The following is a 13415-nucleotide window of genomic DNA, read 5'->3' on the forward strand; positions in this document are numbered from 1 at the left end:
CATGCCGGGTATGGGTTATCGGCTGCTCTTGCTCGGCAGCCTTACGGTATTGCCTTGGCTGTCGGCCAAGGCAGCGCAAGACACCTCCGGCGGCCTCGTCCTTGACCAGACCACCGTCACCGCTCGCCGCCGCGAGGAAGACCCGCAAGACGTGCCGATCCCGATCAACGTCCTCTACGGCGATCAGCTGGACGAAGCCGGCCTGCATCGTCTGCAAGACATTCAACAACGGGTGCCGGGCCTGGTGGTGTCCGGCCACGATGCCCGTTATGCCGGTTTCGGCCTGCGCGGCTTTGGCGCGACCGCCTACAACGATGGCCTGGAAGGCAGCGTCGGCACCTACGTCGATGGCGTTTACCAGGCACGCCAGGGCATGGCCTTCAGCGAGTTGATGGACATCGAACGCATCGAAGTGTTGCGCGGGCCGCAAGGCACCTTGTTCGGCAAGAACACCACCGCGGGCGCGCTGAACATCGTCACGCGCCAGCCGACTTTCCAGCCCGAAGCCAACCTCGAAGCCAGTTACGGCGAGCGCGGTCTGCGGGAATATCGCGGCACCATCTCCGGGCCGCTGCAAGACGGCGTTCTCGCCGGGCGGCTCAATGTCTTCGACGGCTCCAGCGAGGGCGCCGTGGAAAACCTGCACGACGGCAGCCGCCTCGGCGACGCCGACAGCCAAGGCCTGCGCGGCCAATTGCTGTGGACGCCGAACAGCGACTTCAGCGCCCGCCTGATCGCCGACTACGCCGAGCAGAACGAAGCCGGCAACGTCCTGTTGGTCAATCATTACAGCGAGCAAACCCGCAAGCGCGCCAAGTTCTTCGGTTACCCGCTGGCGGAGCCTGACCCTTACCAACGGGAGAACCGCATCGACGCGCCGGGTCGCCCGCGAACTCTGCAGAACGGCGTGTCACTGGAATTGAATTGGGACTTGGACGAGGCGATGCGCTTCACCAGCATCACCGCCTACCGCGACTGGGACTACCGCGCCGGCCGCGACGGCGACAGCACCGCGCTGGCGGTGGCCCAATCCGAAACCGAGTTGGGCCATCGGCAGTTCAGCCAGGAATGGCGGCTGTCTGGCACGGCCGGCTCGTCCGTCGATTATGTCGCCGGGCTCTATTACCTGCGCCAACAGCTCGACCGCCAGATCGACGCCGAATTCGGCCCGGACGCCGCGCCCTGGTTCGTTGGCGATCAACTGGAGGCACTGCAAAAAATCTTCGGCATCACGTTTACCGATCCGAGTCAGGTGCCTTCCGTGCTGCTCGATGGCGCTCGGCAGCGTTATGACGGCGAGCAGAAGGGCGACAGCCGCGCGGTGTTCGGTCAACTTTCCTGGCGTCCGATCGACCCGTTGGAACTCACCGGCGGCCTGCGCTACAGCCAGGAGCGCAAGGACGGCTGGATCTCCCGCGACGTCAGCAACCTTGCCCCGCTGAACGGCTTACCCCCGGTGTTCCAGGTGGGCGGGCAATTGCTGCGGGACATCGCCCTCGGCGGTACTTATTACCGTGAAGACTCCATCAAAGAAAACAACGTCTCCGGCCTGCTCAGCGCCAGCTATCGCTTCAGCGATGCCGTAATGGGCTACGTCAGTTGGTCGCGGGGCTACAAGGCCGGCGGCATCAACTTCGACGTGATCGGCCCGTTCACCGAGCCCACCTTCGAGCCGGAACGCGCCACGTCCCTGGAGGTGGGCATGAAGACGCAGTTCTGGGATCAGCGCGCATTGCTCAATCTTGCCGTCTACCGGACCGACGTCGATGACTACCAAGCGCTCACCTACAGCCCGCCGACATCGCTGTTCGCGCCGCCGCTGCGGGACAACCTGATCAACGTCGGCAAAGTCCGCTTGCGCGGCATCGAACTCGATTCCGCGTGGCAACTCACCTCCCAACTCACCGGGCGCCTGGGCGTGGCCTGGAGCGACGCGCGCTACCGCAGCTTCCCCAACGCCCCGTGCCCACCGGCCTCGGGTCAATGGACCTGCGACCTCAGCGGCGAGCGCCTCTACAACGCGCCGGAATGGAACCTGAGCAGCGGCCTCGACCACACCCACCCGCTGCCCTATGGCCTGGAACTCTACAGCGGCGTCGACTACAGCTTCCGCACCGGTTACTACGGCACCCTCGAAGGCGGCGAAGGCAGCTATCAACCCAGTTACGGTCTCACCAACCTGCGCCTGGGCATGCGCAGCCAGGACCGCGCCTGGGAAGTCGAAGGCTGGGTGCGCAACGTGTTCGATCGCAACTACATCACCGCCGTCTACTCACTGCTCGGTGCCGGCGACTACGGCGTCATGACCGGCAGCGAACGCACCGTCGGCACCACCGTCAGGTTTCGTTATTGACCGAAAGGCAGCGGGTCGGACAAAACGCCAGGCGATTACCACCGGCCTTTTTCGACAGGTACATGGCCTGGTCCGCCTTGCTGATCAGCCCATCCACCTCAAGCCCATGCTCCGGAAAAAACGCCACTCCGATACTCGCGGCAATCTCCACCGTCTGCGCGCCAATCAGGATCGGCGCATTGGCCGCCGCCAGCATCCGCTTGAGCATCGGCTCGCAATCCTCCACTTCCTGCAGCCCCACCAACCCGGCCACAAACTCATCCCCCCCAAGGCGCGCGAACGTATCGCCCTCGCGCAACGTCGCATTGATCCGCGCCGCGACAATCTGCAACACCCGATCCCCCCAGTCATGCCCATAACTGTCGTTCAGCGCCTTGAACCCATCCAGGTCGATAAACGCAATCGCCACCTTCTGCTGATGAACCCGCGCCTTGCCCAACGCCTGCCGCATCCGCTCGGCCAACAACAACCGATTGGGCAACTGCGTGAGCGCGTCATACCGCGCATCCCGTTCCAGCAACTGCAAGCGCTGCTTCATCTGCGTCATGTCGCTGAACAGCGCCACGTAGTGCTGAACATTGCCGTGACGGTCATGCACCGCACTGATGCTGATCCTCGACGTCATCTCCCGGCCATCTTTATGGTTGGTCTGAATCTCACCGGACCAATGCCCGTGGAAATCCAGCGCGTTCTTCATCGGCGCGTAAAACGCGGTGAGGCGACGGACCATGCGATGGGAGTTCAGCTCATGGCCCTGAATCTCTTCCTGGCCATAACCGGTGAGCCGCGTGAAGGCCTCGTTCACGGCGATGACCCGGCCGAAGGGATCAACGAGGATGATGCCTTCGCGGGCATGGCAGAACACGGTGGTGGCCAGCTCTGGGCACAGGGTGTTGAGGTGACGGTCCAGGGTGGCTTCGTCGCGGGTGGCGGGCCATGTATTGGAATCGAAGCCTTGCAGGGCCAAGTAGCGGACCAGGGAAGAGAGCGATTTGTGCAGGCGTGTCAGGGCATTCGTGGCAAGCCTGGAGTTCAGGCAATAGCTGCGAATGAAGGTGTGTAGGTTCATGGGAGGGACGCGGTGCTCGGTTGTAGCGCTTGGGGTGGGTGAAGCGGGGGATTATCGAGGTGGGGGGGCGGTGGGGTGTTTGCTGGAGGGGATGGGGGCTTTGCGGGAGGGGATGGAGTGGAAAGATATTTTTGGGCGGGTGATATCAGCCGGCGGGCGGATGGATGTCCGGCGTCCTTGCGGTAGGGAAAAAAATTCCCTAGCCATGCTTGGCATGGCTGCCGTATATAGCGACCGTAACTGGAAAATAAAAATCTACCCGGACGATCACGCTCCGCCGCATTTTCAGGTACAAACGCCTGACGGTGAATCGCTGGTGGAGATCGATGGGCTCCAGGTCCTTGGCAAAGGAGCCAACCCTAAAGCCTTGAAAGCCGCCTTGGCGTGGGCGACAAGTCACAAGGCTGAACTGCAACGTGTTTGGAATGAACAGAGTCGGAGGCACTGACCCATGATCAGCAAAGCCAGAATCAACAGCGTGAAGCCTGTCCCCGGCAAACATGCCTTGCAGGTGGAGTTTGCTAACGGTAAGCGCTACGACGTTGACTTGCGGGAATACATCCAACAATTCCCGGTGCTCAAGCCCCTGGAGGACTTGTCGTTGTTCGGCACCGCCCAAGTGGGCGAATGGGGCTTCGATGTGAGCTGGGGGGATGACTTGGAACTGGCGGCCGTCACTTTGCATCGGTTGGCGCTGGAGCAAGCCGGTGAGGTGATGCCGACCCAGGCATTCAAACGCTGGATGGCCGCCAACAAACTCTCGTTGACGACCGCCGCGCAGGAGCTGGGCTTTACCCGTCGCACTATCACCGCTTATAGCAGTGGAACCTCAATGATTCCCAAGCATGTGGCCCTGGCTTGTAAAGGATGGGAGTCTGAGCACAAGGGCAAAAAAGTGACAAAAGCTGAGAGCAAAAGGACCTCGCAAATAGCTTAATGAGACAAAGCCCCTGCCCCGCTATTTTACTGACTGAATGATTACGGCTGCACAGAGCAAGCTACCTCGCCACGGGGATAACTGGACGTCCGTTGAGTTTCAGGCGCAACAGTTCCTTGTGGGAGCGAGCTTGCTCGCGATAGCGGTGCGTCTGTTAGCGGATCCATTTCACTGACCAACCTGGTCATCCACCGTCAACATAACCCGACCAAACCTGGCGTTCTCATTCAGCGGCGTAATTGCCAATAACTGATCGAGGCGAATCTCCTGACGACCCTCCGCCGTTTCGACCTCAAGAAATTCCTCCCGCGTGGAAGCGGTCCGCGTGGTAATCGCCCGAGCCGTCACGCGTTGGCCGTCAGTCAGTTCGATGTCCAGCGTGTAGCCGCACAGGCAGGCAATCTCCAGGTAGTCGTGCAGGTCGCAGTGCAACGGTTTATAGGTGTCCATCTCACGCCTCGCCGTTTTGCAGTTTGAGAATGAAGTGAAGCGACCGACAGGTTGACGTTTTGAGTCGCCACCCGCCGGGTCGCAGGGCAGGGCGAATCAGAGCAGTTGCTTCAGCATCGCTTGCAGCCGGTCATTCCCCGACTCATCGAGCGGAAACACCGGCAAGCGCGGGTCGCCGACTTCCAGGCCGAGGGTGCGCAGCCCCGCCTTGATGGTAGCGGGCAAGCCGCCCTTGAGGATGAAATCCAACAGCGGCAATTGACGATAAAACAATGCCCGAGCTTTGCTCAGGTCATTGGCCAACACGGCGGCGTAGAGGTCGAGATTGAGTTGCGGGATGAGGTTCGGCGCGGCGGTGCACCAGCCCTTGGCACCGGCCGCGAAGGCTTCCAGCGCCAGTGGATTGCAGCCGTTGTAGAACGGCACCTGGCCTTCGCCCAGCAGTTGCAGCTTGTGCATGCGCTGGATATCGCCGGTACTTTCCTTGACCATGGTGACGTTATCCATCGCGTTGAAAATCCGCAGGATCAGGTCCACGGACATGTCGATGCCGCTGGTGGCCGGGTTGTTGTAAAGCATGATCGGCACATCGATGCTGGCGCCGATGGTCTGGTAGTGCCTGAGGATTTCCGCCTCGCTCAGTTTCCAATAGGAAGCCGGCAAGACCATCACCACATCGGCGCCGTGATCCTGGGCAAAACGCGCGCGGCGCACCGCTTTGGCGGTGGTCAAGTCAGACACGCTGACCACGGTCGGCACCCGGCCGGCAACGCGGGCGATGCTGAATTCGCTGACCTGGTCCCACTCCGCGTCGCTCAGGTAGGCGCCTTCGCCGGTGCTGCCCAAGGGCGCGATGGCATGTACGCCGCTGTCGATCAGGCGGTCGATGGACCGGCCCAATGCGTCCAGGTCCAAGCCGTGGCCGTCGGCGGAGAAGGGCGTGATGGTGTAACCGATGATGCCGTGGATGTTGGGGGTAGACATGGCGTCGCTCCTATTGGGTTCAGTTCAGGCAATCGGCGTGTTGGCGCAGGTTCTGCCGGGCGTAGTAGTTGAAGGCGGCGGCGTGACGCTTGGGACGGGCGATCCAGTCGTGAGCTTCGCGGCCCAGGTGCGGCAGGATCGGCTTCACCTCGCCGGCGGCCATGGCGAGCAATTGCAGCTTCGCGGCGCGCTCGATCAACTGGGCGATGTTGCAGGCTTCTTCCACGGTCTCGCCGGTGGACAATTGACCGTGGTGGGAAAGCAGAATCGCCCGCTTGTCACCCAGGGCGCCGGCGATCAATTCGCCTTCCTCGTTGCCCACGGGCACGCCCGGCCAGCCTTCCAGGAACGCGCAGTCTTCGTACAACGGGCAGAGGTCCATGTGGGAAATCTGCAGCGGCACTTCCAGCATCGACAGTGCGGCGATGTGGGTCGGGTGGGTGTGGATGATGCAATTCACATCCGGCCGGGCGCGGTAGACCCAGGTGTGAAACCGGTTGGCCGGGTTGGGAATGCCGTGGCCTTCCAGGACCTCGAGGTCTTCGTTGATCAACAGCAGGTTGCCGGCGGTGATCTCATCAAACCCCAGGCCCAGTTGCTGGGTGTAGTAAGTGCCAGGCTGCGGCCCGCGTGCGGTAATCTGCCCGGCGAGGCCGGAGTCGTGACCGTTCTCGAACAAGATGCGACAGGTCAGGGCCAGCTTTTGTCGCACAGTCCACGTATTATCCGGCAGTGATTTCTGCATCTGGTTTACAGCATGCTGGACCAATTGGTCCTTGGGCGTCGCCAGTGTCTTGCTCATGTCAGTTCTCCTGATTCGTTCTTTGACCGTTCTTGATCCGCGTCATGGAAGCTGTGGGATGGAGGCGCTAATGACACTAAATAGACTATATGACACAAAGTGTCATTTGCAATCGCAGATTGTCCGTTTCCCTGGAAATGTGGGTTACCTATGTCCATTCGCTTGAAATTGCTCAGAAAAAAACTCGGTGTGACGCTGGACGTCCTGGCTGAAAAAACAGGGATGACCAAGAGCTACCTGTCCAAGGTGGAACGGGGTCTGAGCACGCCCTCCATCGCCACGGCGCTCAAGCTGTCCAAGGCGTTGAACGTGAACGTCGAGGAGTTGTTCTCCGAGGAAAACGTCTCGCTCGACAGCTACAGCCTGGTGCGGTGTGAAGACCGCCAATCCCTGGCGGCGAACCCTGGCAGCGCTGAATACGCCGTGTTGGCTCACCAGGTTTCCGAGCGAACCTTGCTGCCCTTCATCCTCTACCCCCCGGCCGAATTCGCCGCGCACCATGCGTTCAAGGAACACACGGGCGAGGAGTTCCTGTTCGTTCACGAAGGCCAGGTGGAAGTGGATTTCATGAACGAGCGCGTCGTGTTGAATCGCGGCGATGCGTTGCATTTCAACGCGCAAAAACCCCATCGCCTGCGCTCGGTGGGTGATGTTCAGGCGCAGTTGCTGGTGGTGGTGCACAGCGCTGAATCGGCACAGAAGGGCGAAGACGCCTAGCACCACGCTGTTCACCGGGTAAACACCAACCCCCCGTGGCGAGGGAGCTTGCTCCCGCTGGGCTGCGCAGCAGCCCCCTCCCATGAGCGCCTTGCCACAGATTTTTCGACAGCCTCAATTGAATGGCATCGGACACCTGCTCGGACCAGTCGAGTGACGTCCTGTCAGTAAAGACCGACAGACACTAGCGACAAGGCCCGCCAAGCCACAGCGCCTTGCGCCTTTGCCTACAACTACGCCAGAATCCGCCGGCTTGTGCGCCTGGGGTTGCGTCGGTAGTTTGGACCTGTCACTGCTCATCAGTGATCGGGTTTAGCAGCTCGTGGTGAAACAGGTTTGTGCAAGGTGTCATCCAGCCAGGAATCTCCTTCCTGCACTTAATGGTGGCTGTGCGCAGGGCGTCCCCGGACGCGCCGGTTTCTTGTTTCCCCGGTCTGCTAACCTGCGTACAGCTGCCTCCCATCGTTTAGCAGCGAGCGGGTGATGGCTCCAATGACAGGAAGCAAGACGATGGCAAAAGAGACTCCGAACCCTCCTGATACGAACGAGCATGTCTCCCGTGCTCAGTCTGCCCGCAACAAGAAAATCGACGACGCTGCCACGCGAGCGTTGGATTGTTATCTGAAACCCAAGCCTAAGAGCGAAACATCGGACAAGACCGACTCCATTTTACGGATTGATCCGAATGTGGATTCTGAGTGTTTGCTTGCGAATCTCAGTGAGAATTTGGCTTCGGCGAACGCGATGATCAGTGATTTGGCGTTTGATCTGGATGGGTCGCGACGGCGTGTTGCATTGGGGATTTTGCAGGTGATTGAGGTAAGTGAGCTGTTGGCGAATCGGGCGTTGGATATTGTTGAGGTGAGGTAGCCGAGGCGTTCGCCTCGGCAGGAAAGGCCTTGCGCAGCAGACCTTTCCTGCCGCCTGACGGGAGCATCAAAGCACACTTAAGACCTGCAGCGTGTGTGGAAGGACCAGAGTCGTTTTGATCTGGGCGATGATGTAACGAGGAATCACTGAGGCGCGCTTTGCATTAAATGAGTGGACTGAAAGGCCCGTGGCGTACTGCCTGTTATTTTTCGAAAGGCCGCCACATAGGCTGCTGCACTCGCAAACTGCAAAGTATGTGCAACCGATTTGACGGACCGATTCGATGCCAGCAGATCCAGCGAGGCAACGATGCGCGCCCGTTGGTGCCATGTGCGATAGTTCAAGCCCACTTCCGCGCTAAAGCGCCGCGTAAAGGTGCGTTCGGACATGGCCGCACGATACGCAATTTCAGATATCGACCAATGCCACTGATTGCCTGAAATCAGCTCCATCAATGCCGCGCGCAGCCGCTCGTCAGTCGGCATCGGCAAGTGTGTCGGTAGGCAGGCCGCTTCACCCAATGCATGCAGTAATAACTGCACCATCAATTCGCGCATCTCACCCTGGCGCGGCTGTTCGAACAAGCCCAGTACCAGTTCCCTGATAAGGCTGGATGCCACGACCGCGTGCACTTCGTTGCAACGCGCGAAGCGGGCGACTTCGGTGAACAATGCCGGGTGGAAATACACCGTTCGCATCTCAACATCCGACAGGATTTGAATGGCATGGGGTTGATGCGGCGGTATCCACAACGCCCGTTGCGGTGGAACCGTCCAGCGACTTTGCTGTGTTTCAACCAACATCGTGCCGCGCAACGCAAACACCAATTGCCCGGTCTGGTGCTCGTGCGAAGGCAACACAGCGCCGCGCTCATGCCGCTTCGCTAACAGGCGAAACTCGGCGGGCTCGGGGATGGCGCGTCAGCGATATTTTTTGGCTGATGGAGTCTGACATGCCAAACATACTATAGGACTCTGACCACTCGAATCGAGGCCATCATGCACCGTGACTCTGCTCTTGTTCACCTGGGCCGCACCAGCGCCGCAGCGGTTCATGCGGTCAACCCACCCTTGGTACGCGCTTCAACAGTAGTGTTTGAAACCCTGGAGGAATATCGGCATTCGTACCAGGGCAGGGTTTTCGAATCGTCACGTTATGGGCGCTCGGGCACGGTCACCACGTTTGAGTTACAAGAGGCCATGGCACGCCTTGAAAATGCCGAAACCTGCATCGCCACCTCCAGCGGTTTGAGCGCTATCGCCGCAGTGTTAGGCGCACATGCGGGACCGGGAAAACATATTCTGGTCTACAACGGCGTGTATGGTCCGACCCGAGTATTTTGCGAGCAATCGCTGACAGCACTTGGCACCAAAATCAGCTTCTTCAACGACAGCGCCGAAGTAGGCCAACTGATCGACGAGAATACGAGCCTTGTTTTCGTCGAGGTGCCTTCGTCGTTGACGCTGCAGATGCTGGACATTACGCAAGTGTGCGCGGCGGCCCGTGAACGGGGCATACCGGTTGCCTGCGACTCAACGTGGGGCTCACCGATGTACTTCAACGCCCATGCGCTGGGGATCGATATTTCGATTCATGCGGCTACCAAGTTCATCAACGGCCACTCAGACGTCATTCTCGGCCTTGTGACCGGCGCTTACTCAACGTTGGACACGACGCGCAAATGGTGTGACCGCCACGGCTCGCATGCCTCCCCGGATGCGTGCTGGCTCACCCTGCGCGGATTGAGAACACTCGCCGTGCGCATGCCCCGGCATCAAGCCAGCGCAATCGAAGTGGCTAAATGGTTAAGTGCACATTCGAAGGTCAAACGCGTGATGTTTCCAGTATTGGCCTCCGATCCCGGGCACGCACTTTGGAAAAGACAGTTCTCCGGTGGCGCAGGGCCCTTTACTTTCGAACTGCAACCTTGCAATGAAGCCACATTTGAACGCTTCATCAATGCGTTGAAATTGTTTGGCCTAGGCACCAGTTGGGGCGGGTATGAAAGTCTGGTCATGCCCGCCATTCCACACGAACTGCGCTCGATCAAGACGCTCCCTGACGAGGGGCGGCTGGTTCGTTTACACATTGGGCTCGAGCATGCGCCGGATCTGTGTGCGGATCTGGCCCAGGCGTTTGATCGGATGGAGGGATGAGCCGGAAAAACGCTTCTTTTGAAAGGTCTGACAGTCCTGGCTCACAGAGCCCGCAAGCCCCACGTCGCCTTGCGCCTTTGCCTACAACTACGCCAGAATCCGCCGGCTTGTCCGCCTCCGGTTGCGTCGGTACTTCGGGGCCTGTCAATGCTCATCAGTGATGGCTCCCACTACAGGAAGCAAGATGATGGCGAAAGTTACTCCGAATCCTCCCGATACAAACGAACACGTCTCCCGTGCTCCATCTGCCCGCAATAAGAAAATCGATGACGCCGCCACGCGAGCGTTGGTTTTTTACCTGAAGCCTTGTGCGGAACAGGCTCGCCAGCATGCATGCGGTAGGCACGGGATAAGGCATACGATAAGGTCGTCAGAGCGACCCACGGACTCCCGGCGGATAGCGACGGGCTCACCCTAATAACTGATGGAAAGCGCATGGACAAGCTAGCAATACTGGATGCATTCGAGGCAGCCCATGATAAGTATTTTCATCTTATGCTCGAACACTATCCGACGTTTCGTACCGCAGAGCCGAACGGCGGTTTCGGACCTCCTGAACTAATTACGCTTGCGATCGAAGCCCACTCGTGCGCCATCGCGTTAGGGCCGAAAGCGCTAAAGCGACTATGTTATCTGGGGCTGGATGTCCTTTATCCGTTTGACAATATCGTCGATCTTTACAATTGGCGGGTGAAGGTCAAAAAGGAAAAAATTGAACACACCACCTATGCTTCCATAGCCATCCGCATCGACTCGGAAATCGACCGGATGCGCCGTGTGTTTTCGCTAGGGGCATACGACTCATATGAGGCTTTGCCTACCGAAGAGTTTCTTGTATCGAAGTTACGCTACAGCGCGTCGCCCCAAAACGTGAGCGCAGTCGAAGCGCCTCAAGAGATGCCTGCACCAACCATGCGCGTCGATACGATAAATGTGCAATACGCTGCGGATTCACAGGCCGTCAGTAATCTCGAAAAGCTTGAGAAAGAAACGTCGATCGGATCGAACCTCAGCACAATTATTACGACGTTGAGACAGCTATTGGGTTGAGAGTGCCCATGCTCGGGCTGAAGCTGTCGAGCTATTGGCTTTGGATTCCCGTGCGCTTTATAGACATGTTTGCCCTGACCCATGATGGCGACCCATAAGGTAGCTGAGCGTCAGCAAAGGCTGTCGAATATTCTTCTATGTGATGGGTAGCAAGGATTCCATGCATTTGATCCAAGCATCAAATCTGTTGCATTGCGACCGAATCACCGGTAGCCCAATCTCAATTGCTGCCAACGAGCCATGCCATGGTTTGTCATAGCCCTGGTATAGGTTCTGGATTCGTTTGCTCGGAGCTGTCAACGGACTGTTGTTGATGGCTTCCGGAGTATCGAAATCGTTTCGGATCCGCAGCAGCTTTGCTTCGAGGGCCGGTTGATTGATTCCTTGGGCAAGTCGCGTGGGACAGCTGAACAGTAATCCCTCGAATTCATACATTTGGACGTAAGGAATGAAGCGGCGCATTACCTCGCCATCGAGCTTTTCTCGTAGCTTTTCTGTCATGGTCTCCAGCAAGCAATCAGCTTTGGCATCCATAGTTTCCTTGCTGTTGGCTTCATTTTTTCCGGGAAACGCTTCGGGCAAGCCATAGAAATCGAAGAAGGTAGTGCAATAGGCCTGACGGTCTCCTAGCAGCCGTTTCTCAACATCAGTAAGCAGGCGCTCAAAACGGAAGTTACCACCCTTGTGCCCCGGTTTCCCTATTAAGGCTGGCACAAGATAAATGTTCAAATGATGGAAGGCTGGTGCAAGCACCTCATTAATGAACATTTCCTCGGTCTGACCCTCGCAGATGACATGTACTCGAATCATCTACGCGGCCTCCCGCCAAGGATATTTTTCTCCCAAAGCTCACCAACTGAATAATCTTCTAACCAGATATCAAACTCGTTCTCGTCGAGCCGTTTGAATACCGTCGCCCCTTCTTCGCGCTCGACTATGATCAGATCGCTAATGGGAAACTCATTCACCAACGGAACTGACTGGGTTGAGACAATCACTTGCATCCTCGTCGAGGCCGACCGAAGCAGGGAGCCCAACAAAGTAATTGCATACGGGTGCAAACCCAGTTCAGGTTCGTCAATGATGATTGTGGAAGGCGGCTCCGGTTGTAGTAGCGCAGTGACCAGGCAAATGAAGCGGATAGAACCGTCTGAGAGCTGGCTGGGCCAGAAGACGTAATCGCTGTCTTTCTGTCGCCACAGCAAGTTGATCAGCTCCTCTTCCGTCTTTAAGCGAAGAGGAATGAGCACGAAATCATCAAAAAACGGAATCGCCAATTGAATTGTTTTACGAATCTGTTCGTAGACATCCGGCGCTTCTGTAAAGAGCCGATATAGATAGGCTGCCAGGTTGGATGCGTCTGGGCGCAGGTAGTCGTTGATGTGGACGGGGCCGCGACGCTTGACGCTTGCTGTATCGCTGCTGTCATGGAAGTGGAATACTTTCCAACTGGAAATCGATTCGTAGCAGTAGGAGACCACATCGTTTTTGTAATCGGCATAAAAACGCTTGGAATTGAATGTTTCTTTCAGTTTCGCTTCTTGATGTCCAGAACCTAGCTCTATCCATTGTGCTCCGTACCGAGGGCCATCAAAGAAAAGTCTCTCATTCGAAAATACAAAGTCCCCATCCACTGTTGGCTCAAGCTCGAATTGGTATCCGTTTAGGCCAAATTTGACGAAGGACACGATTTTCTGAGTTTCTTTTACGCCGAAACTGAGGATGCGATCAGCAGAGCCCTGTTGAGCGGTCCATTTCTTCAGGCGTTGTTCCATCATCTCGCCAAGCATGCGAAAGTAGGAGACGAAGCTGCTCTTGCCGGCACCATTGGCGCCCAGCAGGACGTTCAGGCTGCCAAGCTCCAGGCCCTCCAAATTTTTTATGGACTTGAAGCCCTTGATTGTCAGCCGGTCGATGGCGTTTTTCTTGCTCATTGATGCGACATTCCTTAGCGATACTGTCCCGTGAAGCTCAGGCCGCTTTTGTGATAGCTTTCCAGAGTTTGCCACTGATTTCAGAGGCTGGCT

14 protein-coding genes are annotated in these 13415 nt (G+C 57.9%); 7 read left to right on the forward strand and 7 right to left on the reverse strand.

Annotated elements, in window-relative coordinates; genetic code table 11:
* Position 1 precedes the first annotated feature (1 nt).
* On the forward strand, positions 2 to 2353 hold the full coding sequence (locus tag ACLK1G_RS03310) for a TonB-dependent receptor (RefSeq protein WP_420764126.1): 2352 nt from the start codon (positions 2 to 4) through the stop codon (positions 2351 to 2353).
* On the opposite strand, the gene ACLK1G_RS03315 is transcribed toward ACLK1G_RS03310, so the two are convergent.
* Positions 2337 to 3422 carry a diguanylate cyclase domain-containing protein gene (locus ACLK1G_RS03315; RefSeq protein WP_420764127.1) on the reverse strand — a complete coding sequence of 362 codons (1086 nt, stop codon included), beginning with the start codon at positions 3420 to 3422 and terminating at the stop codon, positions 2337 to 2339. The two genes, ACLK1G_RS03310 and ACLK1G_RS03315, sit on opposite strands and share 17 nt — an antisense overlap.
* Positions 3423 to 3534: 112 nt before the next feature.
* On the opposite strand from ACLK1G_RS03315, the gene ACLK1G_RS03320 reads away from it, so the two are divergent.
* Together ACLK1G_RS03320 and ACLK1G_RS03325 are read left to right on the forward strand one after the other, a co-directional pair.
* Positions 3535 to 3870, forward strand: a complete 336-nt coding sequence (locus ACLK1G_RS03320; RefSeq protein ID WP_420764128.1) for a DUF4160 domain-containing protein — start codon at positions 3535 to 3537, stop codon at positions 3868 to 3870.
* A 3-nt stretch (positions 3871 to 3873) separates the two neighbouring features.
* Entirely contained in the window at positions 3874 to 4359 is a 486-nt protein-coding gene (locus tag ACLK1G_RS03325; RefSeq protein ID WP_420764129.1) for a DUF2442 domain-containing protein, read from the forward strand.
* A 168-nt stretch (positions 4360 to 4527) separates the two neighbouring features.
* Here the strand turns inward: ACLK1G_RS03325 and ACLK1G_RS03330 are convergent, their stop codons facing one another.
* The 3 genes from ACLK1G_RS03330 to ACLK1G_RS03340 all read right to left on the reverse strand — a co-directional run bounded on the left by ACLK1G_RS03330 (position 4528) and on the right by ACLK1G_RS03340 (position 6595).
* Positions 4528 to 4809: a Rho-binding antiterminator gene (locus ACLK1G_RS03330; protein WP_420764130.1), complete on the reverse strand. Its 282-nt coding sequence runs from the start codon at positions 4807 to 4809 to the stop codon at positions 4528 to 4530.
* 96 nt (positions 4810 to 4905) lie between these two features.
* The gene (locus ACLK1G_RS03335; protein ID WP_420764131.1) at positions 4906 to 5793 is read right to left on the reverse strand and encodes a dihydrodipicolinate synthase family protein; all 888 of its coding nucleotides are present in this window, start codon (positions 5791 to 5793) and stop codon (positions 4906 to 4908) included.
* Between the two features lie 19 nt (positions 5794 to 5812).
* A complete protein-coding gene (locus ACLK1G_RS03340) occupies positions 5813 to 6595 on the reverse strand; it encodes an aldolase (RefSeq protein ID WP_420764132.1) in 783 nt (260 codons plus the stop codon).
* A gap of 150 nt (positions 6596 to 6745) precedes the next feature.
* Here ACLK1G_RS03340 and ACLK1G_RS03345 point away from each other — a divergent pair, with 150 nt between their 5' ends.
* The gene (locus ACLK1G_RS03345; protein ID WP_420764133.1) at positions 6746 to 7312 is read left to right on the forward strand and encodes a helix-turn-helix domain-containing protein; all 567 of its coding nucleotides are present in this window, start codon (positions 6746 to 6748) and stop codon (positions 7310 to 7312) included.
* Between the two features lie 510 nt (positions 7313 to 7822).
* Entirely contained in the window at positions 7823 to 8182 is a 360-nt protein-coding gene (locus ACLK1G_RS03350) for a DUF6124 family protein (RefSeq protein ID WP_420764134.1), read from the forward strand.
* 143 nt (positions 8183 to 8325) lie between these two features.
* On the opposite strand, the gene ACLK1G_RS03355 is transcribed toward ACLK1G_RS03350, so the two are convergent.
* The gene (locus ACLK1G_RS03355; RefSeq protein WP_420764135.1) at positions 8326 to 9042 is read right to left on the reverse strand and encodes a helix-turn-helix domain-containing protein; all 717 of its coding nucleotides are present in this window, start codon (positions 9040 to 9042) and stop codon (positions 8326 to 8328) included.
* 138 nt (positions 9043 to 9180) lie between these two features.
* Here ACLK1G_RS03355 and ACLK1G_RS03360 point away from each other — a divergent pair, with 138 nt between their 5' ends.
* Complete coding sequence (locus tag ACLK1G_RS03360; RefSeq protein WP_420764136.1) at positions 9181 to 10338, forward strand: trans-sulfuration enzyme family protein; 1158 nt, start codon at positions 9181 to 9183, stop codon at positions 10336 to 10338.
* Between the two features lie 435 nt (positions 10339 to 10773).
* The gene (locus ACLK1G_RS03365; RefSeq protein WP_420764137.1) at positions 10774 to 11388 is read left to right on the forward strand and encodes a hypothetical protein; all 615 of its coding nucleotides are present in this window, start codon (positions 10774 to 10776) and stop codon (positions 11386 to 11388) included.
* 135 nt (positions 11389 to 11523) lie between these two features.
* Here ACLK1G_RS03365 and ACLK1G_RS03370 read toward each other — a convergent pair whose 3' ends face one another.
* Positions 11524 to 12198 (reverse strand): DUF4276 family protein, encoded by a 675-nt coding sequence (locus tag ACLK1G_RS03370; protein WP_420764138.1) that lies wholly within the window; start codon positions 12196 to 12198, stop codon positions 11524 to 11526.
* The gene (locus tag ACLK1G_RS03375; protein WP_420764139.1) at positions 12195 to 13322 is read right to left on the reverse strand and encodes an AAA family ATPase; all 1128 of its coding nucleotides are present in this window, start codon (positions 13320 to 13322) and stop codon (positions 12195 to 12197) included. The genes ACLK1G_RS03370 and ACLK1G_RS03375 overlap by 4 nt, the downstream gene beginning before the upstream one ends.
* Positions 13323 to 13415 lie beyond the last annotated feature (93 nt).

Origin of the sequence: Pseudomonas algeriensis (genome assembly GCF_048847255.1) — a bacterium.
GTDB lineage: Bacteria > Pseudomonadota > Gammaproteobacteria > Pseudomonadales > Pseudomonadaceae > Aquipseudomonas.

What these genes read in the sequence shown, in the direction of transcription:
- ACLK1G_RS03310 (WP_420764126.1), top strand. Translation starts at nt 2, where the DNA reads ATGCCGGGTATGGGTTATCGGCTGCTCTTGCTCGGCAGCCTTACGGTA.
- ACLK1G_RS03340 (WP_420764132.1), bottom strand. Translation starts at nt 6,595, where the DNA reads ATGAGCAAGACACTGGCGACGCCCAAGGACCAATTGGTCCAGCATGCT.
- ACLK1G_RS03335 (WP_420764131.1), bottom strand. Translation starts at nt 5,793, where the DNA reads ATGTCTACCCCCAACATCCACGGCATCATCGGTTACACCATCACGCCC.
- ACLK1G_RS03325 (WP_420764129.1), top strand. Translation starts at nt 3,874, where the DNA reads ATGATCAGCAAAGCCAGAATCAACAGCGTGAAGCCTGTCCCCGGCAAA.
- ACLK1G_RS03365 (WP_420764137.1), top strand. Translation starts at nt 10,774, where the DNA reads ATGGACAAGCTAGCAATACTGGATGCATTCGAGGCAGCCCATGATAAG.
- ACLK1G_RS03320 (WP_420764128.1), top strand. Translation starts at nt 3,535, where the DNA reads ATGGAGTGGAAAGATATTTTTGGGCGGGTGATATCAGCCGGCGGGCGG.
- ACLK1G_RS03315 (WP_420764127.1), bottom strand. Translation starts at nt 3,422, where the DNA reads ATGAACCTACACACCTTCATTCGCAGCTATTGCCTGAACTCCAGGCTT.
- ACLK1G_RS03370 (WP_420764138.1), bottom strand. Translation starts at nt 12,198, where the DNA reads ATGATTCGAGTACATGTCATCTGCGAGGGTCAGACCGAGGAAATGTTC.
- ACLK1G_RS03375 (WP_420764139.1), bottom strand. Translation starts at nt 13,322, where the DNA reads ATGAGCAAGAAAAACGCCATCGACCGGCTGACAATCAAGGGCTTCAAG.
- ACLK1G_RS03360 (WP_420764136.1), top strand. Translation starts at nt 9,181, where the DNA reads ATGCACCGTGACTCTGCTCTTGTTCACCTGGGCCGCACCAGCGCCGCA.
- ACLK1G_RS03345 (WP_420764133.1), top strand. Translation starts at nt 6,746, where the DNA reads ATGTCCATTCGCTTGAAATTGCTCAGAAAAAAACTCGGTGTGACGCTG.
- ACLK1G_RS03330 (WP_420764130.1), bottom strand. Translation starts at nt 4,809, where the DNA reads ATGGACACCTATAAACCGTTGCACTGCGACCTGCACGACTACCTGGAG.
- ACLK1G_RS03350 (WP_420764134.1), top strand. Translation starts at nt 7,823, where the DNA reads ATGGCAAAAGAGACTCCGAACCCTCCTGATACGAACGAGCATGTCTCC.